The following is a 22,724-nucleotide window of genomic DNA, read 5'->3' as shown; positions in this document are numbered from 1 at the left end:
TTATTATTACAGATTTGCGCGCAGTTTCCGAAGGCTTCCGAAAAAAAAAGATGGTCTGTCTAGACCATCTCGCGGCGAATATCAGCGCCTAATGCTTTGAGCTTTCCATCGAGGTCATCGTATCCTCGATCGATATGCTTGATTTCATGAATTTCAGTTTCCCCGTCCGCCATCAGGCCGGCAAGAACGAGCGCAGCGCCGCAGCGCAGATCGGTTGCGGTGACGCTCGCACCATGGAGAGGGGTCGGACCGTGAATAATGCCGGTCGCGCCTTCCTTCTCCGTATTTGCGCCCATGCGGTTCAGCTCCGCCAGGTGACCGAAGCGTTCCACGTAAATCTCTTCGGTTACTGTGGACGTGCCGGCAGCCTGCGTAAGCAGCGCTGTAAACGGCTGCTGTACGTCGGTCGCAAAGCCGGGGTACGGCTTGGTAGTAATGTCCGCCGGACGGATTTTCTGTTCCGGCGAATTGTCAAAGACATGGATCGAGTCGGTAAGAATCTCCATGTTGATGCCCATTTCCTTCAGCTTGAGGGTAATGGCTTCGAGATGCCGCGGAATGATGTTGGTAATCCACATGTCATCGGCAACGGCACATGCGATCAGAATATACGTAGCGGCTTCAATGCGGTCCGGGATGATTTCGTGAATGCATCCGTGCAGTTCGCTGACGCCGTCAATGGTCAGGGTATTGGTTCCGGTTCCGTGGATCCGGGCACCCATGCGGTTGAGCAGGTTGGCCACATCGATAATTTCCGGTTCCTGCGCCGCGTTTTTAATGATGGTGCGGCCGTTGGCGAAAACGGCAGCCATCATAATGTTGATCGTCGCACCGACCGAGGCGATGTCCAGGAAGATTGTCGTTCCCTGCAGTCCGCCTTCCGGTGCTTCAATCAGGGTGTAATCTCCGTTTCCTTCCGGATACGAAACGGTTGCTCCCAGCGCTTCAAAGCCTTTGAGGTGCTGGTCGATCGGGCGCGGTCCCAGATAGCACCCGCCAGGCATGCGGATCAGAACCTTGCCGTATTTGCCGAGCAGTGCGCCCATGAAGTAGTAGGATGCGCGCAGCTTGGTTACCGCATCGGAAACGAGCGGGCGATCTTCCATTCCGGACGGATCGATCACGAGCGTTTCTTCATCGGGCTGGGTTACCTTGACACCGAGCTCGCGAAGCAGTTCGACGAGCGCGTCGACATCGGAAATCTGCGGTACACCGCAGATCGTTACGGTCTCATTTCCTAAAATGGCTGCAGGAATCAGAGCCACTGTTGCATTCTTGCTTCCGGAAATCCGCACAGTGCCGTTCAGGCGACGGTTTCCTCTGATCTTGATCACTTCTTCCATGCAGCGTCTCCCCCTTTTTCTTACTGACGATGCGGGCTGTACGCAAAACGTTCAGGCCCGCTATGGAATCCCGCAAGGCGCGGGTGATGTTCAATTTTTATAGATCACAACGCATGATCTCCGCTCAAGAAAAGAAGCTTTCCTGTTCTTCCTTGCGGGCAGAGCATAAGGCGGGGTCTTGAATGAAGTCCCCAGTACCATAGATTTTCTAATCCGATTTTGGCACAGGCGGAATCAGAATTCGTTTTTCACGCTTTGACGTCCGCCCTTTCTGGGTGAAAACTCGGCCAAAATCTTCCGTTATTTCCTCTGGAACGGCTCAGGACAGATGCGAAACGGACTGTCTTTTTCCAGAGGCCTGAATAGACGATAAAGGGGAAGGCGCTGACTGGACCCCTTCCCTGCAAAGTGTGCTCGTCATTGGAACGCGCAGATCAAATAAAGCTGAAAAATGCCTTACTTTTCCGTTTTTCTGGTAGTTCCCGTGCTCATTATACAAGCTTTTGGCATTCTGTAAAGCAATGCAGATTTTGCATGCGCTTTCAGATTTTCACGCGGGTTCCGGGTGTTTTGCCTACGTTTTTGCCACCTGCGGGCTTTGCGGCATCAAAAAAGCCGCTGCAGTTTTCCCGCAAGCGGCTGAAGCGTCAGTTTCTGAAGGTAAAAATGGGCCGAAGTCACACAAAAGCGGATTTTGCGGGTGATTCCCGTTCAGGCTTTGCGTTCCATCAACGGAGTCTTTCCGGCCTGGGCGCTGTCGGATTCCATGATCTTATAGTCTCCGATTCGAGAGGCGGGAATTACCATCAGCGTCGTCAGATCCGTACCGCGCATTTCGAAAAACTTGCGGTCCAGGCGCAGAATCGGCTGTCCGCATTTAACTTTGGACCCTTCGCTGGCGAGAACTTCAAAGCCTTTCCCGCGCAGTTCGGACGTTCCAAATCCGACATGTACATAGACTTTTTCCCCCGCCTCGGTTTCCAGACCGAAGGCGTGGCAGGAACTGGAAATCAGGCACAGCGTTCCCGCACTGGGGGCACAGATCAGGTCTTCGGCCGGTTCAAGCGCAATGCCTTCGCCATACATTCTGGCCGCATACACCGGATCCGAAACGAGATTCAGCGGAATCGTCCGTCCGCTGACCGGCGCGTATAAGCGGCGATCCGGGGTACGGCGTTCCTTGCGTTTAAAGTTTGGCTTCATATTCAGTATTTCCTTTTAAGTAGCTGTCCATCCAGCGGGTAATTTCTTCCAGCCGGCGAATCCGGTTATTCCCTTTGCCGGAGCGGGACAGTTCATGATTTTCCTGATGAAAAACAACCATGCGGGCCGGTACGCCCTGATGGAGCAGACCATTGAAGATCTGATAGCCCTGTTCAAGCGGGCAGCGATAATCCTCATCCGAATGAAGAACGAGCGTCGGCGTTTTGGCGCCGGCGATGTATTTCATCGGCGAATGATCCCAAAGCACGTCGGCCTGATCGAGACCTGCCCCGATCTGATCTTCGGTAAAGAACGGACCGATGTCGCTGGTCGACCAGAACGAAATCCAGCTGGCAATGGAACGCTGCGTGGCTGCTGCCGCAAACCGGTCTGTATGCGTGATAATCCAGTTGGTCATAAAACCGCCGTAGCTTCCGCCCGTCACGCCAAGACGAGCCGGATCGATCTGCGGGACGGCATCCAGTACCGCATCGGTGAAAGTCATCAGATTTTCATAATCGATCGTTCCGTATTTACCGCGCAGATCGGCATAGGCGTTTCCCTGACCATCGCTTCCAAACGGGTTGCAGAAGAAGACGAAATAGCCGCGCGATGCCCACACCTGCATTTCATGGAAGAAAACCGTTCCATACACCGCTTTAGGTCCTCCGTGAATATCGAGAATCGCGGGGTATTTTCGATCTGCTGAAAAGTCATATGGATAGAGGACCCAGCCCAGCTGGGCGCTGCTTTCATAGCCGGTATAAAACACCGGACGGGCGGCTGCGACGTATTTGTCCTTCAGCGCGTGCTGGAAATCGGAGATCTGCACCACATCGCCCTCTTCCATCATGAAGAGCTCCTGCAGACCGCCGGGTTTTGCCCCGATGAAGTACGTTCTTCCCTGCGAAAAGCCAAAGGCGTGAATTGTGCCGGGCCATTCGAGAACCTGATGCAGACTGCCGTCTTCAAAGCAGAACAGATTGTTGTGGCTGACGATCGTCGCGCTCATGAACAGGCGGTCCTGATCTTCGCAGATCCAGTTGCCGCCAAGCGCTGCACAGTCCGTGGTGACAGAATTGCCGACGCTCTCGTCAAAGTCCATGACTTTTTCCAGAACGCGCGTATGCAGATCGAGCGCGTAAAGATCCGGGTTTTCATTGAGCCCGTACGCTTTTCCGTCGGTTCCAAACAAATACAGGCGGTCCTTCATGCCGTTAAGCGAACTGATGCTCAGATTCGTTCTGGCCAGAGATACAAGCAGGCGCGTTTTCGGATCGTATTCGAAAATCTCATCCTGGAAAAATGCGGGGAGTACGCCGCAGGGCGCTGCGGAAAAATACAGCTTTTCCTCGTAAATCGTCATCGCGGAAATTTTGAGATTTTCACCCGCTGGATCGTACAGTTCGCCGGTTTTCGTATTATAGGCGTAGATCAGCTGGCGCTTGCCGGACGTAAAGCCCGATCCGTTTTCCTGCCAGGGCGACTCGGTCAAAACCTCAACGTTGCCTCCCTTAATGGGATCGAGATCGTTGAGATCAAACTGAGCGAGAAAAAGCAGAATATTCTTTCCGGCAAAACCGATCAGCGAAAGAAGCGGAAAATCAAATTCCCTTTGCGGCAGAGCTTCGCCGCCTTTCAAAGACAGGGAGTACAGCCGGCTTTTTTTGCTTTCCGGTTCCTTCTGGAAAAACCAGATCGTTCTCGCATCCTCAAAGACAAAGGAGCTCACGTCCCGGCCGCTGGTCAGCTGCTGGATTTTCGTTCCTTTGCACAGCATCAGATCCTTGCGATACGTATTGGTTTTCTCATCAAGAACCGCCCGCATGAAGACAACGTTCTTGCCTTTGGTTTTGAGCAATCCGTAAAAGGAAAAGCTGTAAAGATCAGAAATTTTTACTGGTTTCATATCCGTCACGCCTCAATTCGCCAGTCTCTGCATGTCGTAAGGGCAGCGACTTCATTCGTTGATCGCAGAAGTCCCGGTTTTCCCTGCACCCGAATTTCCAGCAGGAGAGTGAAAATTCGCATTCCGACAGGAAATTATTTTACCCGTCTGCAGAAGCAGGGATAAATCAGACAGGGGTCTGCGGTTGATTTCAATTATATCTGTCCTTATCCCTTTTTCCAATTCGCCTTCCCGGCGGCAGCCCTCGTCCCCCGAATCCAGAAGAAAGAAGCCTGGAAAGCAGGATCGGAGTGCCGGGGTGCCGCAGACAAAGATTCGAAAAAGACAGGATTCCAGAAAACCATCTTCTGCTTCCAGAACCGGATCCGTTTTCCATTCCCCGGCTCAGCGATCACCAGTCCATAAGCCCCTCTGCATGCAGCCTTTCACAGGCTGCCCGGATACGGAATTCTCTGCATGGCGGCACCATCCTGTCTTCCGCATTTCTTCCTGTACGGTCTGAAAAGGCTGGATTTGTACTTAAAGATCGACCGGTTATACGGATTCTCAAGCCAAATTTTCTTCCGATTTCCTCTCGTAAAATTCAGTTAGGCCCCCCTTCTCGTACATTGTCTTCTTTCCATTCGAACCAGGATTGTCTGCGCAGGTCTAAAGGGGGCACCGTAATGAAATCGAGAGTCAACTTTCTTGTCACAGATTCATCCCATTCCTATCCAAAAATCTATTTCACAACGCATCCCGCGGACTTCCCCGCCTGTTTTGAAGAAATCGTGCAGGATCTTTTTCGTCTGCTGAAATGCACCATCTACTTTGATTCGGATCCGGACCATCCAGGGATGCAGAGAACTTTGTTTTTGACCTGACGCAGATGAATCTGATCGTCATTCCTGCGACCTGGCGTTTCCTGACGGAAGAAAACCTTGCTTTCTCTACGGTTTTTCACACTGCACAAAAGAAACATATTCCTCTTCTTCCTCTTCTTACTGATGCATCGCTTGCCAGTCTGTTCAATGAAAAGTGCGGGAATCTTCAGGCACTTTGTCCCCACAGCCAGAATGACACGGGAATTCTGTATACGAAAAAGCTGCAGAACTATCTGGAAGCTCTGTTTCCAGCAGAACAGGAAATCCAGGAAATCCGACAGACTTTTTCGCACTGCATTTTTCTTAGCTATCGAAAAAAAGATCGGAAACACGCGCAGGCGCTCATGCAGGTTATTCATGAAAACGAAAGACTGGTCGATACAGCCATCTGGTATGACGAATTCCTCACACCCGGAGAAGATTTCAATACCTCCATTCAAAATCGAATAGAGAAAAGCGACCAGTTTGTGATGGCGATGACTTCCCATATGGTCTGCGAGAAAAACTATGTCCAGCAAATTGAATACCCGTTCGCACAGAGCCTGAACAAAGCAATCCTTCCTGTTCTAGTTTCTGGCGATCCGCTCGATTTGAAACGTCTTAAGGACGCATTTCCTCAGCTTCCTCCCGTTTATGAAATGAATCGAGCAGCGCTTTATCCGCCGCTGTCTTCCCTGATGGGCAAGATCGAAGACCTGGATGCAAAGCGCCTCTATTGCCTCGGTCTGGCGTATCTGAACGGCATCGATGTCGAAATCAATTATGAAAAAGGCGTGCGTATGATTGAGCGTGCTGCCCAGCGTGATGAATTGCGGGCGATACGCAAACTGATCGCCATCTATGAAGAAGGCCTGGGTCTTCCGAGCAATTTACCTGAGGCGATCTTCTGGACAAAGAGGCTGGCTGCCCTTGATCCCTGTGAAGAAGCCTTCCAGAAATGCGCAGAGCTTTCCTTCAAAAACCGTCAGTTTGATCAGGCGAAAGAATACATCCTTGACGCACTCCATATTCTTCATCGGGAAAAGAATGCACTTCATCATGGTCAGAAGGCTATGCCCCGCTCTTATGAACGCCAGAAAACAGACTGGATTTCTCTTGAAGCCGCGCTGCTCAATCTGCTCGGCGACATCGATCTGGAAAAAGACGATCTAGAGCAGGCAGAGGCAAACTATAAACGCGCTCTTCAGATGAATTACGATCTTGTCTATGACCTTCCCGCCAGACCGGCGCTGCAGAGTCTTTCCCATTCTCTGCTTCATATGGGAAATCTATACAGGAAACTGAATCGGTCTTCTTCAGCAGCCAAATGTTTCCAGCGTGCCATCGAGATCTGCGCGCGTATGGCAAAGGATATTGACATGCCAGAAATTTTAAGCGATCTGATGATGGCTCTCGAGGGGATGGCTCAGGTATCTCTGCATGAAAACCGCAGAGCAGAAGCCAGAACCTATGCACGCCAGGCGGTGCAAATAGCCTGGCAGACTGTCCGCCGTCTCGAAAACGGCGAGACCCTCTCCCAACTGACCCGCGTTGTGCTTTTGCAGGAAGAACTTTTTGAACAGGATCACGACTGGCTGGAGGCACAGGTGTGCAGCGAGGAGGCTCTGCAAGCCAGCGAGAAAGGAATCCTTCTTGCCAGAACGCAGAGGACACTGACCGCTCGTCTGAATGCTCTTTTAATCACTTCCAGACTTTTCAAAGTACAGGGCATGGGAAAAGAAGCCGAACAGATAGGATGGCAGGCGACACAGACTGCGCGTGAGCTTGAACTGGTAGAAGACCGATCCGAAGCCTGGAGCCAGCTTCTAAAGTGCCTCAGGGAACTGGCAGATATCAGTCTGATTCAAGCAAAATCCAGTCAGGCAAGAGAATATGCCAAAGAAGGTCTTAAGCTCGCCAGAAAACTGAACCGTACCGACGCTTCCCTGCTGTCTGTTCAATATTCCATATTTTTTCTCAGTCTGCTGGGGACCATTCCTGTCCGTTGTGAAGAGATAAGCTACTCTGTGCGCTGCTGTAAAGAAGCAATCCAGCTCATCCAAGACAAAATGCCAAATCCTGAAGGGGAGCTTCTGTCCCTCCTGGGACTTCTCGAAGAACAGACAGGCAATCTCTATCGAAGCGACAGTCAGCCCGAAAAAGCCGCTGATCACTTTCAGAACGCTTATAAAATTCAGGAGCGCCTCCTGGGGCAGAAAAGTTTCCAGGAAGATTTGAGACTTCTTGATGACCTGGTTTTCTTATTGGACAGCATGGCTGGGCAAAAGCATCAAGTGAATCCGTCAGAACCGTATGTCCCTTCCGATCGTAGAAGGCTTTCTGAAGACACCAGCAGCCGGCAGGCTTTGTGTGCCAAAGCAATGGCCCGTCTGCAAGATAAACTCGTCGAAATTTATCAAGGAGGAAAAAATAATATGGAACAAACCATCGAAGCCCGTCAGAAAGCGTTTGAAGCAAGAAAACAGGCTGCCAGACTTGAGCCAAACCAGTCCAGCCTTCACGATCTGGCGTTCAGTGCCAATGAGCTGAGGCGTTTTTATACCAGCAGACACGACTTTGAGCAGGCACTCTACTATGGCGAAGTGTGCGCTGCAGCGGCGGGCGAACTTGTAAAGCTTTGCAATGACTGTGAGAATCTGAACTTTTATTCTCAGATTCTCGGCGTCCTGGCCGCTTACTACGACAAGCTGAACCGTGTGGAGTCCATGAGGAAAGCCATGGAGCTGGAGTACAAAGCAGAAAACGAAATCGCAGATCGATTCCCAGATTCGGAGTCGCTGACGCGTCTGATTCGGATTGCAAGCCAGCTTCGAAGCCATTACGAGGATCAGGAATAGCTCAAACAAGCGTCGGATTATGGAATGAAAGCCGTCGAAACCGCTCGTACGCTTGTCCAGCTTGCCCCTTCCGACACCCCCTGCTTTATCTGGCTGCGGTTCTGAGTGATCTGGGAAATCTGCGAAAGAAACAGAACATGCTGGAAGAGGCACAGGATTTATACCAGGAGTCGCTTTTACTCCATCTGCGGCGCTATGAAGCCAGTTCTTCGCCCGAAACCTGTAATTCGGTTTTGATCAGCATTCAAATTCTCGCGGATTTAAACGAAAAACAGAATCATCTCAATGCCGCCGAATCTTATTGTAAACAAGGGTACGAAACTGCTCGAAAATGCATTAAGCAGAGCGAGAATCCCGAAACTCTGAGCTGGGCATCGACCTTTTTGAACAGCCTGGCTCGAATTTCTGCGGCGAAAAAAGACAAAGATGCCGCGTGCCAGTATATGGAGCAGGCCGTCGAAATTGATCAGAGAAATGTGGCGGTCAAAGAAACACTTCCCTCACTTCAGACTCTCGCCGCGAATCTGGAAAACCTTAGCCTGATCTATGCGGCTCAAAGGCACTTCATTCGTTCGCGAAATGTCGACAAACAGCTTAGCCAGATCCAAACGCGAATCAAAAAACTCGAAAAATCCTCTTCCTGATAGGAAAGGGCTGGATCGCCTGATTCAAAGCGCCCGCTTTTAAGGCCGTTTCCCCTCTGCACAAAAACAGAACCTCTGCTTCGAATACGGCTTTGACAGGCAAAATCGATACAGGGATTCTGTTTCCTTCTTTTTTCATTTTTCGCCACGCCTAAACGGATTCCCGAGCCGGCAAAAACGAAGAGATCGGATCCTTTGCCTTCCCGTACACGAACGTACGTCCACTTAAACCGGATTGATCTGCCGGCATTTTGTCTTTTCCGTATCGTCACGATTGGAAATTCACATTTGGCAAGATGAGCTTGAACGGTTTTTTCGTCGTCATCACAGACGGCTTTTTATCAAACGGCTGATACGCTTCCATGATTTTTTTCCATTCCCGTTTTGCAGCCCTCAGACAGCTGAAGCTGGTCAAAAACATCGGCGAGTTTTGGATTTTGGCAGATGGAAAAGCCGTTCAGAATATCTTTTGCTCAATCCCTGGCATCATACTGTCAACAGACAGAAATTCAATTCGATCCTCGTACATGCGAATGAAGGATCTGGGACTGAAGGTATAGTCGCGGTGAACGATCAGACTCAAAAGCGCTTCTTGAAGTGCAGCTTCCGGATAATCCCGTACATCAATGCGCAGCAGCTTTTCAAAGGTCGAATGCGTCTGGTTACAAAAATCGAGAAATGCATACGCATCGTTCATCTGCTGGCACAGGGATCCTCCAAACTCGCGTCGATCTCTGGCGATCGCACTGGTAACGCCCTGAAAGACACCCATGTGAATCGTATGTTCACACTGATCGGAAAGAAGCAGACCGAGATTGGTGAAAAGGCCGTTCGGATCGGTAAGCTTCAAAGTCCGCCTCTGCGTGGCATCGAACTTCACATTTCTGCGTGCAAATTCCTCTTTTGCAGCCTTAAAGGTCAGATTCTGGTTTGCGCAAGGATGGCATTCCTAGCTGTCCTTGCCGGTTTCATGAATCCTGTTTCGATGTACGGAATCCGATCTTGGGACATTGACGCACGCCTCTCTTACAAAAGCACCTTCTGGCCGCATCTCCTTTTCGATCGAAAAAGAAGACCGCGCCTTGCCCCGATCCGTATTGGTGAACCCCATGATTCCTTCCCGGATCTCCTCCGCAGGCGTTTCTTTCCGTTCTGCTGGTTCTCTATCTTTAACAGCCATATATTTTCCTCTCGCTTATTCTGCTTCTATTTTACAGCGAGCCGGAAATATGTTTTCTCCCTTTTGAAAACGTGACAATCTGGCTGTGCATAAACTCCGGCCTCCAAATTATGAGCAAACTTTTTCTTAGCGGCATTCACAGATCACAATGCGAACTCAGGCTGCCAAGCTGGGGCGAAATTCATTTCAATCCTTTGTCGGGAATCGAAATGCAAACAGATTCGTCTCTTCCCCTTTGTCTAAGACCGAACACTTTTCTTTTCGAATTCAGAACGTTCTGAACCATTCTTGATCGGCTGCACAGTCAAAAGAGATAATCCCCACAGAAAAAGAAATCGATGGCAGCTCCATGAACATCAGAAAAGCCGTTTCAGAGGATCTCGATGCAGTCGAAAAAATATACCAAGAAATACATACTGCCCAAGAAGAACAGAGGCGGAAAACCGGATGGATTCGAGGCGCCCATCCAGCTCCAGCGACCGCCAGGGATGCGATCGAGCATGGATGTGGTGAGCTTCGACTTGATACAAACGAAAAGAACACGGCCCAAAGCCATGTACGACAAACACGGTTATACCGAAACGGGTATTGTACCGATAGAGTTCAATGGTATTTCCGGCGTTAAACTCGTACTGCTCGAAAAACACTCAGGCAAGCAGCTCGTCTTCCTTCGTTCTGACAAAGCGAAAAAGTGCGGTTCAACCTCCGCACCTATTCCAGAGCGGTTATCGAAAACAGCCGCCTAGAAAGGGAAGCTCTATGAAATCTGAACAGAATTTCTCTGGTGCCATCGAATATCGGCCAAAAATCTACATCTCTGCCCACCACGATGATTTTGCACTTTATTTTGATCGTCTTTCCAATGATCTGTTTCAGACGGGGGAATGCATCATTTTCTATGATCCGGATCCCGAGCATCCCGAAGATCTGGAGAACTTCGATTTCGACCTGTCCCAGATGAATCTGATCGTCATCCCGATTACTTACAATTTTCTGTTCAAGGACTGTGTGGCCTTTTCCAAAGTTTTTCAGACGGTCTGCGACAGACATATTCCGTTTCTGCCGATTCTGACCGATCAGAATCTGGCGGACGCCTTTAATCAAAAATGCGGATCGCTTCAGGCACTCTGTCTGTATTCGTCGGATCCAAGTGAAATCTCCTATGAAACGAAACTGAGAAAATTCATGGATTCATTTTTCCTGAACAAAGAGCAAATCGAAGAAATACGCAGCGAATTTTTTAAATACATTTTCTTAAGCTACAGAAAGAAGGACCGGAAAAAGGCGCAGGAGCTGATGAAGCTCATACACCAGGATCCGCAGTTTGCGGACACCGCCATCTGGTATGACGAATTTCTGTCTCCTGGCGAAGACTTTAACGCTTATATTCATCGTGCGCTGGAAAAAAGCTGCCTGTTTACCATGGCCGTGACCTCCAGCCTGGTTTTGGAACCGAACTATGTTCAGGCAATTGAGTATCCAGAAGCGCGGAAACTGAAAAAAACGATCGTTCCGGTTCAAATGCAGGGGGAAGATATTTCTCTGGAACAGCTGAAGGGACCTTTCCCGGAATTGACAAGCCTGTATGCGATGGATTCAGCGGTTCTTAAAGACCAGCTCAGTGCGGCTATGCGATCTTCTCTGGATGAAGATCCCCGCCATCTCTATAGGATCGGTCTAGCCTATACACAGGGAATCGATGTAGAAATCGATTACGAAAAAGGGATTGATCGGATCGAGCAGGCGGCTTCACAAAACTATCTTCCCGCAATTCAGGAGCTGATGACCATTTATTTCTACGGTCGCGGAACGTCCGTCGATTTAAGCAAAGCCGTTCACTGGGCAAAAAAGAATGCCCAAATCAAAGAAGACGAAATTTCCTTATCCTTCGCTGCTTCGTTTCTAGAGGAAAATTTCCAGCTTGAGGAAGCGCAGACGTACTATTCCAGAGCGCTGTCGTTCATCGAGGACAAGCTTCCGACAGGTCAGGACCTGGATTCCCGCAATGCTGATTTGTCCAGAATACATCCATTAACGGGGAAACAGGCCGCTTACTATATGGAATGTCATTGCTTTGTGCTTAAAGGTCTTGGCAGGGTTCTGTTTAAACAGAACCGCCTGGAAGAAGCGAAAGAGGATGTTTTAACCGCTCTAGAAATCGAACAGCGTCTTGTCGCAGCTCAGTCCTCCTTGCGCACATTGCAAAATCTAGCCGATGTGCTGGATACGCTCGGGATTGTCTGCACGGCGGCGGATCAGCTGAAAGAGGCACAAGGATATTTCTTAAGCGCTCTTGAAATCCGACAGGAACTTGCCGAGTCTCAGCCAACGAGCAGAACGCTGCGGGATTACTCCATTTCTCTGGACAAAATGGGGTCTCTCTGTCACGACCTCAACCAGCTCGAAGAAGCAGAAGAGTATTTGCGAGAAGCTTTGGAAATCAATCAGCATCTCGTAAAGCTCCACTCGGCGCCGCTGCTCCAGCAAAATCTAAGCCTTTCTCTGGAAAAGATGGGATGGCTTTGCATGGACAAGTGGCAGATGAAAGATGCGTACGATTTTTTCCTTCAGTCTTTGAAAATCCAGCTGCAGCTTTCCGAGTCACAGCCAACGCCGCAAATCCTGAAAGATCTGTCCATCGCTTACGATAATCTGGGGTATCTTTCCAACAATATGCATCAGCTGGATCAGGCATACCGTTTTTTCTATAACTCTTCGAAGATTCGCCTGCAGCTTGCCAGGCTTCACCCAACCCCGCAGACACAGCGCGATCTATCCATCGCTTTTCAAAATCTCGGATGTCTTTTCAAAGACAGGAAAAATCTGGAAACGGCAGAGAAATTTTTCTTAAAGTCTTTAGAGATTCTCAAACAGCTTGACGAGTCGCAGCCATCGCTGCACATACGGCGCGATCTGTCTGCCGCTTTTCAAAACCTGGGAAACCTTTACAAAGATCGAAACCAGCTCGAACTGGCCAAAGAACAGTTCCTGAACGTTCTGGAAATCCGGCAGCAGCTCGCCAAGGATGGCTCCGTGCCGGCAAGACTGTACGATCTGTCCGTCGCTTTCGAAAGCCTTGGTCTTGTGTGCAAAGAAATGAACGAGCTGGAAGAGGCGAAAGCGTATTTGCTAAACGCTGTAAAAATCCGGCAAGGACTGGCAGACGATCATGCAATACCCCAAACACAGCTCAATCTGGCTGACGCTTTCGAAAATTTAGGAGATCTTTATGAGGAATTGAATCAATTGAATCTTTCTCTGGAGTATCTCTTAAAATCGGTAAAACTCAGGCAGGAGATCGCAAACCCATATCCATTTCCTGTTCCCCTGAACCTTCTAGCCGCCGCTTTGCGGAAGGCGGGGCGGCTTTGCAGCGAAATGAATCAGCTGGAAGAGGCCTATGCGTTTTGCTTAAAATCTGTCGAAATCCGACAGCAGCTTGTCGAACAGTGTCCTGAGCCGGCGGGCTTATACAAGCTCTCCTGCTCTTTGGAAAGTCTCGGTATCGTATGTTCCGCGTCCAGTCAGTTTGAAGAAGCACGAACCTGCTTTCTAAGATCTTTGGAAATCCGGCAGCAGCTTGCGGATGAATTTGTCGCCCCGCCTGTGCTCCGTATTCTGGCCATAACCCTGAACAATCTGTGTTATGTCTGCAGAAAGATGAACCTGCCTGAAGAAGCGCGAGAGTACTTCAGAAGAGCCGAAAGGATCTCTCAAAATCTCTGAAACCAGACAGACAGGCTTCTCTCCAATAGCCTTTCTTGAACGCCTTTGCCCAGGCCAAGCCGCTTAGCTTTTTGGACGAATACGCCTTATTCTCAGATATTGATCTGCAAGAATAAGATATCTAACATACACCCCCCCGCAGATTCACGGCTGCATTGGCCGTAGATCTGCGGGGGTGCTTTATGAAGCGTTCCTTACTGGTTTTCTGAGTTGGAAGACGTTTCCGCTGCGGTACTTGTTATAGGAAGACATCACGCCAATAGCCGCATCGCTGCGAACGGCGGATTCGAATCCAGCCAGATACGTTTCATGAAGCGTCTGTTCATCCACTTCTACGTTCGTGTTGGATCCCGGGTTCGCGTTCTGTGCAAACGCACCGTAATGTTTCAGGACGGCGATGCCGCCTTCGCTGGTCATGCCTTCGACCAGATCGTCCGCGAGAGCGGATAGCAGCGTCGAATCTTCGCCAAGCTGGTCTTTTGTACAGGCGAACTGCGGCTGACGCTGAATGTCGAGCTGCGCGGAAAGCATCATGGATCCGCCGATCGCCTGATTTTCTCTGGAAACGACTTCACCGTAGAGGCGGGCCATTTCTTCGCTCCATGTTGCGGCGAGCATCTGTTCCTGCGGCGGGTTGGTTGTATCTTCCGTATACAGCAGTCCAGCCGGACCGTCGTACATTTTGATGGTCGGCACGCCCAGACGCGGGCAGCCCACAAGAGCACCGGCATTTCCCTCATTGCCTGTTCCGTTGCTGCCCATGAACGCGAATTTTTCTTCGCGGGTCATGGTTTTGACCAGAGCGTCTACTTTTTTGCTGATTTCTGCATCATCCGTCATCGGAATGACCAGATCCCGGGAGTAGACTTCCGGGAAGCTGACTGCCTCGTCATTGCCCTGTGCAAGAACGGGCATCGCCGCCGCTGCGCTTACACCCATCGCTCAGGGGACCATCGATACCGCAAGAGCCAGTCGAATTGCATTCATTTTTCTCTTTTTCATGTTTATCTCCACTTGCCTGTCGGCTTCTGTGCGAACGAGCACGACTTACGCAAAGTGGATTTCCGCTATCGAAAGCGCATCACGGCAGGAGACAAAAAGACCTGAAAACCAGTCTAAAGAAACCTTGCAGACGATGAAAAATACTTCTCGCCTGGAGACATCCATACGGATTTGTTTCTTTAAATCGAGCTTTCAGGTCTTGTTTATCTGAATTGTGATAATACACCCTGCGTAAGTGATGCTCTTTCGATAACACCTTACAAGCACAAGATAGGACAGCGCTTACATTCCGTCACCCCTTTTTTGAAAATGGTGCTATTTTTTTCTCATTTCCCTTTGCCTGCGGCGTTTTTGCTGCGTTTGTCCCCTGCGCCATCCCGATTTTTTACTTTCCTTTTCCGTTTCCCGTCTTCCGGATGATCTCATACGGCTCAAGGAGTGCAGCCTCGACGTCCCCAGGGCAGGGGGTATGTCAAATCCTTTGTGTAAATTCGTTTTTTAGTTGTTGAAACATTTGCTCGTGCCGAAGAACCAAAACACTTCACTGAATGGTGAGCGCTTGAAAATTTCTGAAGCGGCCCTTTATAGCGGGCGCCCCCTGCTAGACTTGTGACGTCCCTGCCAGGGTGGCATTTTTTCGACGGCGGGGACGTCTTCAGGGGGTGCAGGGGGAGCGGGGACCCGCTGTAAAGGGTTTAAGCGGAAGAAAATTTCATGAGCGGCTCCTCGATCTGATTCTTACTTGGCTGAGTATTTCTCCAATCTGGCGCTCAGCCCCTCTTCACACAGAAGCTGATTCCGGACGATTGACCAGTTCGGTACTGTCCGTCCCCGCCACTTCTTCTCAAGCTCTACGATACGCAGATACAGGGCTTTATAAACCGAATCTTCGCTTGGGAACGAGCCCTTTTTCGTTACTTTTCGCAGGCTTGAGTTGACCGACTCGATCGCATTGGTTGTATACATTATCTTTCTGACTGCGCTGCCGTAGTTAAACAGCTGCAGCACATGATGAAAGTTTCGTTCCCAGACGTTTACAGCGCCATGAAAGCCGCTCCATTTCTCCTTGAATTCCTCGAAAGCCGCCTCTGCTTCCTTAGCGTTCAGAGCGCTATAGACTTTCTTAATGTCCTTACAGAAACTAGCTCTTTCTTTTGCAGGAATATATTTTAATGAATTACGAAGCAAATGGACAATACACCGCTGCACAATCACATTCGGGAATACAGCTTTGGCTCCGCCTTCAAGACCTCTAACTCCATCCATGGACAGGAAGAAGATATCTTCTACGCCTCGGCTCTTCAGCTCGTCAAAAATCTGCATCCAGAAGTGTTTGGATTCGCTTTCGCCAATCCAGATGCCAAGGATGTCTTTATGGCCTTCGGTGTCATAGCCTAAGACGACATATACAGCCTGTTCTTTTGCACCACGTTCAGTTTTTACTGACACATAAAGGCAATCTACAAAGACGAAGGGATAGCACTGCTTCAGGGGACGATTGCGCCATTCATCGACGACAGGGTAAACGCGGTCTGTGATGTTTGAGATCGTATCCGCAGAGACCGAAAAGCCATAGATGTCCTGAATGATAGCGGAGATGTCGCGCTGCGACATTCCCTGCCCATACATGCGCAGGATCTTATTCTCGATATCGGAGATATCCCTGCTGCCTTTAGGGACAGCCTGTGGCTCAAATGTTCCGAGGCGATCACGAGGAACACGCAGATCCAGTTCGCCCTGGGAAGATTTCACGGTCTTTTCAGAATAGCCGTTGCGGCGATTCTCAGTCGTTTTCTTGGCGTGTGACCCACTGGTATAACCCAGATGCGAATCCAGCTTGGAACATCTGTTCCAGCACAGGGCCGAAGATCGATTTGATGATGTCAGAGGCTTCCTGAAACGACTGTGGCTGATATTCCTTAATGATGGTAGAAGCAATTTGTTCCTGAACTGTAGGTGCAGATTTGGCTTTACGTGGTATAAAAGGTCTCCTTGTATAGATTCGTCCGGCTTTGAACGGATTGTATCAGGCAAAAGCCTTGATGGAATATACACAAAAAACCTTACACTCTCCTTGTAGACCATCACTTTGTCGACCATCGCTCTGTAAAACGATGGACCGCGAGTGAGGTAATGGGAGGAAGGAGCCCCTTCATCTTCTAGAGCTGAGCGAAGCGCGCTGCCGGCGCACACGTCCATTCGGGTTAAAAACGAAGAAGCCAGATTCTCACCGGAGCTGCATTGGCCACATCGATGAAATCACCGGCGAACTGGTCCCTGACCACCCTCGTTCGAAAAACAGAACGTCCGTCACTAACCCTGAGCAGTCGTCCCAATATTCGGCTAAAAAGACTGGAAATTATCTGTTTATAAACAAATCCGCATCCGCCCAGGAATCTGGATTACTTCAGTGCCTTCAGGATGTTTTTCCAGTCGAATGGCCCTATATCATGACCTGCTGTCAGTACCTGTGCAAAGAAGGCCGACCGCTCTATCGGGCGGAGCGCTGGTCGGTCCACAACACAACCTGTCCTGGGCAGCCGCTCTCATCTCAGCACATCAGTGAACTCCTTCCTGTTTTGAATCCAGCCAGGCAAAGAGAGTTTTTCAGAGCCTGGATTGAGCGGAATCAGGCCAGGGAATACTTCGCTCTTGATATCACCAGCGTATCTTCCTTTTCGGAGCTGATCAGTATGGTGAAGTATGGATATACCCGCGCGTTCGCGTTTTCTGCTTTGAGCACTATTGCTGTCTATATGGATATGGTCTGGGGTACAGTCTTTGTTTTTTACACGATCAAAGCCCTGCAAGAGGAGCCGAAGAATGCACCGGTCCAGAGTCCTGGCCAGTTCATCTGCAAGGAGTACCATCCGCCCAAACCGGAAATCCGATCGGCATCGGCTCTGATGATCCGATAAATGCAGATTCATGAAAAATCCGGGTGCTGTTTTTACCTTCCTGTAAATTCAGCACCGGTTTTCTGCTCTCTTTAATCAGAACTTTACAAGCTGCATGTCTGTGGGCGGTCTTTGAAGGGGAGTGCTGAAGAAACTGTCGATACGGGGACGAACTAAAAAGGCTTTCAGGCTGCCTGCTGTTCTTCAGGCGGTCTGTACGGTCTGCCCGGCAGGACGGCTGCGGCTGATCAATGTCGACCTGGCCGTTCAAAACAGCTTTATCTATCATGATTTTCAACCGACAGGCGAAGCGTTCCGCATTCCGGAATTCTTCGCCTTTTTCTTTGCTTCGATTTATCCAGGACTTTACATCCGTCTTTCTGCTTCTTTACACGGCATTGCTATACTGAAGCCGTCTTCAGAAAAGATAGAAATGAAAAGAGGCAAAACGATGAAAACAACCTTCAAATCCATTCTTACCGCCGTTGCGGCGGCTGCCGCCCTGAATCTGGCGGCTTGCTCTTCGAACAGCACGGGGAGTAATGCTTCCAGTGGCGGCAGCAGCACCCAGAACACTCCGGCTGCCATTGCGGTCCTGACCAGGGAAGACGGCAGCGGAACACGCGGCGCGTTCACCGAGCTGTTCAAACTGGAAGAAAACGGCGAAGATCTGACACGAGCCGATGCGGAAGTCACCAACTCGACAGCGGTCATGCTTACTACTGTCGCGCAGAACCCGAGTGCGATCGGCTACATCTCACTGGGCAGCCTGAACGATTCGGTCAAAGCCGTCTCGATCGACGGCGTAGTTCCTTCGGTCGATACCGTCATTGACGGGACCTACACGGTCAGCCGTCCGTTCCTGGTCGTCCAGAAAGAGGGTAGCGACAATCCGCTTGCCGCAGACTTTGAAAAGTTCCTGCTGTCCGAAGACGGCCAGGCGGTCATCAGCGAGGCCGGCTATGTTCCGGTTGAAGCGGATGGCGTTTACACCGCAGCCGGCATGTCGGGAGAAATGACTGTAGGCGGATCGTCTTCGGTTACCCCGGTTATGGAAAAACTCGCCGAAGCGTACCAGTCTCTGAATCCGGATGCACAGATCGCGGTTATGCAGACCGATTCCACTACCGGTGCATCGAGCACAGCCGAAGGCGTCTATGATCTTGGCATGCTCTCGCGAGAGCTCAAGCCGGAAGAAGAAAGCCAGGGTCTGAAAAGTATCGTCATTGCCAGAGACGGCATCGCAGTGATCGTCAATCCGTCCAATACGGTGGACTCCTTGAGCGCCGATCAGGTCAAAGAGGTCTATTCCGGCAAAATCGAGGACTGGAGTGCTCTTGAATCCAAGTAAATCCGCAGACAAGGAGAGTCTTTTATGAGCAATGCAAAACGGGAAACCGGAATGAAGTATGTCTTTGCCGCCTGTGCTGCGGCTTCGATTCTGTGCGTCTTTCTGATCTGCTGGTTTCTCTTCTCAACCGCCCTGCCGGCGATCGCGAAAATCGGCCCTGTCAATTTTCTCTTCTCGTCGGACTGGGCACCAAGTGAAAACCGGTTTGGCATCCTGAGTATGGTCGCCGGCACGCTCTATATGAGTGCCGGAGCACTTATCCTGGGCGTACCGCTTGGGGTCCTGTGTGCCGTCTTTCTGGCTTATTACTGCCCGAAGAAACTGTATGAACCGTTCCGGTTTGCGATCAGCCTCCTGGCCGGTATTCCGAGTATTGTCTACGGCTTCTTCGGCCTGACGGTCCTGGTCCCTCTGATTCAGAAATGGACCGGATCGGCATCGGGCAAAGGCATCCTGTGCGCGTCGGTGCTTCTGGCCATGATGATCCTGCCCACAATCGTTTCACTCAGCGAAAGCGCGCTGAAAAAAGTCGATCCGGCCGTCTATGACGGCAGCCGGGCCTTAGGTGCAAGCCATGACCATACGGTCTTCTTCGTCTGTCTGCCGGCTGCGGCCTCAGGCATTCTGAGTGCGATTGTCCTGGGAATTGGCCGTGCGGTCGGAGAAACGATGGCGGTTATTATGGTCGCCGGCAATGCGGCTGTTCTGCCTGACAGTCTGCTCAGTCCGGTCCGGACACTGACCACCGGCATTGTTCTGGAAATGTCCTATGCGAGCGGTCTGCACCGTGAAGCGCTGATCGCTATGGGAGCGGTCCTGTTTGTACTGATTCTTGGCATCAACCTCTGCTTTATGTCTCTGAAGAAAAAGGAGTGCAGATCATGAATATACCCTTGTCCTCTCTGTCTGCCCGCTCATCCGGATCATCCGGATCTTCTATCCGCTCTGCTCATTCCGTCAAACGGCCGGTGCAGGCTACCATCAAACGCCTTCCGGCCAGTCCATCGATCCAGGAGTATACCGCACAGAGCAGCAGCACCCTCGCTCTGCCGGCTGGACAGTTTGACATCCCTCGTCCGTCTGTTCCGGCAAAAGAACAGAAAAAGCCGCTTCCGCTCAGTGAGGGGAAAGCCGATGTTTCCGGTCTGATCCTCCGTGCGCTGACCTGGCTCTACGCGGGCGCCGGCTTTCTGATCATGGCATCCATGGTCATCTACATTCTGTTTACCGGCGTACCGAATCTCAGCGCTTCGCTGTTTGCCTGGACCTACACCACCGACAATGTGTCGATGATGCCGGCTATTATCAATACGGTTTTAATAACTGTCCTTACCCTGGCCGTCTCTTTGCCGATCGGCATCGGTGCAGCAGTCTATCTGGAAGAATATGCCCCCAGAGAATCTCGATTTGTTTCGCTGGTCAGTGTGGCTGCCGAAACACTCGCCGGCATTCCATCGATTGTCTTTGGTCTTTTCGGCATGCTTCTCTTTGTGACCCGGATGCATCTTGGTCTCTCGCTGCTCTCCGGCGTGCTGACGCTCGCCGTTCTTGTCCTGCCGCTCGTTCTGCGCACCGCCCAGGAAGCCCTGCGGGCTGTGCCGGATTCGATGCGCGAAGCCAGCTATGCCTTAGGTGCCGGAAAGCTGCGTACGATCTTTAAAGTCCTTCTGCCTCAGGCGGCCGGCGGTATCTTCTCCGGTATCCTGTTAGCCTCCGGACGTATTGCGGGCGAATCGGCTGCGCTGATCTATACGGCTGGCACGCTGGCCAAACCGGCCTTTGATCTGATGAGCCCTGGCGCTACGCTCTCCGTTCATATGTACAAACTGCTCAATGAAGGTCTCTATATGCCGCAAGCTTCCGCTGTCGCGGTGGTTCTGCTTGTCCTGTGTATTATCATGAACCTTGGGCAGATGCTCATCTGCAAGAAAATGACGAAAGGATCGATCGCATGAACCAGTCCAGTCCTATTGTTCTCAAAGCGCAGGATGTCAGTGTCTTTTATGGCCCCCAGCAGGCCCTGCATTCTGTCTCCATGGAGATTCCCCGCAACTCGATTACCGCACTCATCGGTCCGAGCGGCTGCGGCAAGTCAACCTTTCTTCGCTGTCTCAACCGGATGAACGATCTGATCGTGCACTGCCAGGTCAAAGGACAGATCTTTCTGGAAGAGGAAGACATCAGCGGAAAGATCAATGTCAACCGGCTGCGCAAGCGCGTGGGCATGGTCTTCCAGAAACCCAATCCGTTTGATATGAGCATTTTTGACAACGTGGCCTACGGCCCCCGGACAGCCGGGATCAAAAACCGGACCCGTCTGGAAGAGATTGTCGTCGACGCTCTAAAGCAGGCCTCTTTGTATGACGAGGTCAAGGACAATCTGAAAAAGAGCGCTCTCTCCCTCTCGGGCGGACAGCAGCAGCGCCTGTGCATTGCCCGCGCTCTGGCGGCTGAACCGGAGATTCTTCTGATGGATGAGCCGACGAGCGCGCTGGATCCGATTTCCGTAGAGCGCATTGAAGAGCTCTGCCTGCGGCTGAAAGAACGCTATACCATCATCATGGTCACGCACAATCTCCAGCAGGCGATGCGGATTGCCGATCAGACCGCATTCTTCTACCAGGGCGAAATGGTCGAGTTCGGCGATTCGAAAACCCTGTTTACTCATCCCTCCCAGCAGAAAACCAAAGACTACGTCACCGGCCGCTTTGGATGATCGGATTACCGGCTGTTCGGTCGATGCGTATATCATTCGGTCCTCCTGCTGAAGTCACTCGTTCAATCAATCATTCATGGTCTGATCGACCGGAATGCCGGCCAGACTCCAACGGTCCTGTTTTATGAGCTGTATGTATACGACAGCTCTTTTTTCATTCATGGCGGTACGCAAGCGAACCGCCACCCTTGAGTCATGAAACGGGGGATTCATTTCTCATGGATCCTGCGTAATAAATTCTACAGAGATAAGATAGGCAGCCGAGCGCGCTACGCAAATATGACTTTCTCCCTCTGGGCGTTTTTTCTGGAGCTGACCGGATGGCAGATCGGAGCGTTCGAAACGAGGAGAGTTCCAGGAAGTCATCAAACCAGATGGAACAGTTCGCTGCAGCATCCTTGATGGCGCTTTTGCCTATCCGGTCGCCAATGAACTGCGCTCGGACTGGCTTGGCACTCCCCGTCCAGTGTGATGTGTGGAAACCGGAGTGGTCTATGAAGACTGCACGGAGGTTTCCCGGAAGACGGGTTGTTCCCGTGAAGGCATCAGAAAATGCTGCCGAGGAGTCCTCGCGACATCTGGTGGATACACCTGGGAGTACATATATGCCAAATAAACCAAAACCTCCCTGTGGCAGCTGTATTTGTTAGTTTAAAAGTGGCCATTTTCTCCCGAATATCGGTTTGAAGTGTACCCCATGTCAAGGACACGATAATTAGAGAGAACCCTTTGTTCGGACACGTTATCCCTGTTATCTGTTTGTCTGTTGTTTGAGCAGGATTTGTGAACAAATCCGATGAAGCGATGCGCTCAGAGTTTTTCTGAAGCGCTCCTTTACAGAGGGTTGCCCCCTGGTACACTGCTGAGCCTTCAGCTGAATGGTGAACCATTCACTTTTCTGCTGAAGGCGGCTTTTGTGGGTCCAGGGGGCAAGGGCCCCGCTGTCAAGGACGGTCCCGCAGGGACCGAGTGGAAGAAAAATTCTGCGCGCCCCCTTAAATCCCATTCATTCTGAAAGAGGATATCGGCCGGTTGTTACGTATTTGTAGAACT

14 protein-coding genes and 1 pseudogene are annotated in these 22,724 nt (G+C 50.8%); 9 read left to right on the top strand and 6 right to left on the bottom strand.

The window, feature by feature from the left end:
* Positions 1-59 precede the first annotated feature (59 nt).
* From murA to Afil_RS06325, 3 genes are all read right to left on the bottom strand, one after another.
* A complete protein-coding gene (gene murA / locus Afil_RS06335) occupies positions 60-1,343 on the bottom strand; it encodes a UDP-N-acetylglucosamine 1-carboxyvinyltransferase (RefSeq protein WP_230267728.1) in 1,284 nt (427 codons plus the stop codon).
* A gap of 711 nt (positions 1,344-2,054) precedes the next feature.
* Positions 2,055-2,546: a PTS sugar transporter subunit IIA gene (locus Afil_RS06330; protein ID WP_230267727.1), complete on the bottom strand. Its 492-nt coding sequence runs from the start codon at positions 2,544-2,546 to the stop codon at positions 2,055-2,057.
* Entirely contained in the window at positions 2,530-4,455 is a 1,926-nt protein-coding gene (locus tag Afil_RS06325) for an alpha/beta hydrolase family protein (protein ID WP_230267726.1), read from the bottom strand. Before Afil_RS06325 ends, Afil_RS06330 begins: the two co-directional genes overlap by 17 nt.
* An 868-nt stretch (positions 4,456-5,323) precedes the next feature.
* Between Afil_RS06325 and Afil_RS06320 the strand changes: the two genes are divergently transcribed.
* Both Afil_RS06320 and Afil_RS06315 read left to right on the top strand, forming a co-directional pair.
* Positions 5,324-8,155, top strand: a complete 2,832-nt coding sequence (locus Afil_RS06320) for a TIR domain-containing protein (protein ID WP_230267725.1) — start codon at positions 5,324-5,326, stop codon at positions 8,153-8,155.
* Between the two features lie 137 nt (positions 8,156-8,292).
* Positions 8,293-8,799, top strand: coding sequence for a hypothetical protein (locus Afil_RS06315; RefSeq protein ID WP_230267724.1), 507 nt, complete (start codon positions 8,293-8,295; stop codon positions 8,797-8,799).
* A gap of 457 nt (positions 8,800-9,256) precedes the next feature.
* Here the strand turns inward: Afil_RS06315 and Afil_RS06310 are convergent, their stop codons facing one another.
* Positions 9,257-9,649, bottom strand: a complete 393-nt coding sequence (locus tag Afil_RS06310; RefSeq protein ID WP_230267723.1) for a hypothetical protein — start codon at positions 9,647-9,649, stop codon at positions 9,257-9,259.
* A gap of 713 nt (positions 9,650-10,362) precedes the next feature.
* On the opposite strand from Afil_RS06310, the gene Afil_RS06305 reads away from it, so the two are divergent.
* Both Afil_RS06305 and Afil_RS06300 read left to right on the top strand, forming a co-directional pair.
* Entirely contained in the window at positions 10,363-10,725 is a 363-nt protein-coding gene (locus Afil_RS06305; RefSeq protein ID WP_230267722.1) for a hypothetical protein, read from the top strand.
* 13 nt (positions 10,726-10,738) lie between these two features.
* The gene (locus Afil_RS06300; protein ID WP_230267721.1) at positions 10,739-13,705 is read left to right on the top strand and encodes a tetratricopeptide repeat protein; all 2,967 of its coding nucleotides are present in this window, start codon (positions 10,739-10,741) and stop codon (positions 13,703-13,705) included.
* 180 nt (positions 13,706-13,885) lie between these two features.
* Here Afil_RS06300 and Afil_RS06295 read toward each other — a convergent pair whose 3' ends face one another.
* Complete coding sequence (locus tag Afil_RS06295; protein WP_230267720.1) at positions 13,886-14,644, bottom strand: glycoside hydrolase family 3 N-terminal domain-containing protein; 759 nt, start codon at positions 14,642-14,644, stop codon at positions 13,886-13,888.
* An 801-nt stretch (positions 14,645-15,445) separates the two neighbouring features.
* Positions 15,446-16,688: pseudogene (locus Afil_RS06290) on the bottom strand (IS256 family transposase).
* Positions 16,689-17,157: 469 nt separating this feature from the next.
* On the opposite strand from Afil_RS06290, the gene Afil_RS06285 reads away from it, so the two are divergent.
* From Afil_RS06285 to pstB, 5 genes are all read left to right on the top strand, one after another.
* Positions 17,158-17,625 (top strand): hypothetical protein, encoded by a 468-nt coding sequence (locus Afil_RS06285; protein ID WP_230267719.1) that lies wholly within the window; start codon positions 17,158-17,160, stop codon positions 17,623-17,625.
* A 430-nt stretch (positions 17,626-18,055) separates the two neighbouring features.
* Entirely contained in the window at positions 18,056-18,955 is a 900-nt protein-coding gene (locus Afil_RS06280; RefSeq protein WP_230267718.1) for a substrate-binding domain-containing protein, read from the top strand.
* A gap of 24 nt (positions 18,956-18,979) precedes the next feature.
* On the top strand, positions 18,980-19,840 hold the full coding sequence (gene pstC, locus Afil_RS06275) for a phosphate ABC transporter permease subunit PstC (RefSeq protein ID WP_230267717.1): 861 nt from the start codon (positions 18,980-18,982) through the stop codon (positions 19,838-19,840).
* Positions 19,837-20,910: a phosphate ABC transporter permease PstA gene (gene pstA / locus Afil_RS06270; RefSeq protein WP_230267716.1), complete on the top strand. Its 1,074-nt coding sequence runs from the start codon at positions 19,837-19,839 to the stop codon at positions 20,908-20,910. The genes pstC and pstA overlap by 4 nt, the downstream gene beginning before the upstream one ends.
* A complete protein-coding gene (gene pstB, locus Afil_RS06265) occupies positions 20,907-21,671 on the top strand; it encodes a phosphate ABC transporter ATP-binding protein PstB (protein ID WP_230267715.1) in 765 nt (254 codons plus the stop codon). The genes pstA and pstB overlap by 4 nt, the downstream gene beginning before the upstream one ends.
* Positions 21,672-22,724: the final 1,053 nt, after the last annotated feature.

Origin of the sequence: Allobaculum fili (assembly GCF_020969955.1) — a bacterium.
GTDB lineage: Bacteria > Bacillota_I > Bacilli_A > Erysipelotrichales > Erysipelotrichaceae > Allobaculum > Allobaculum fili.
Note: the sequence above shows the minus strand (reverse complement) of the source record. Positions and strands in the feature narration are given on the sequence as shown.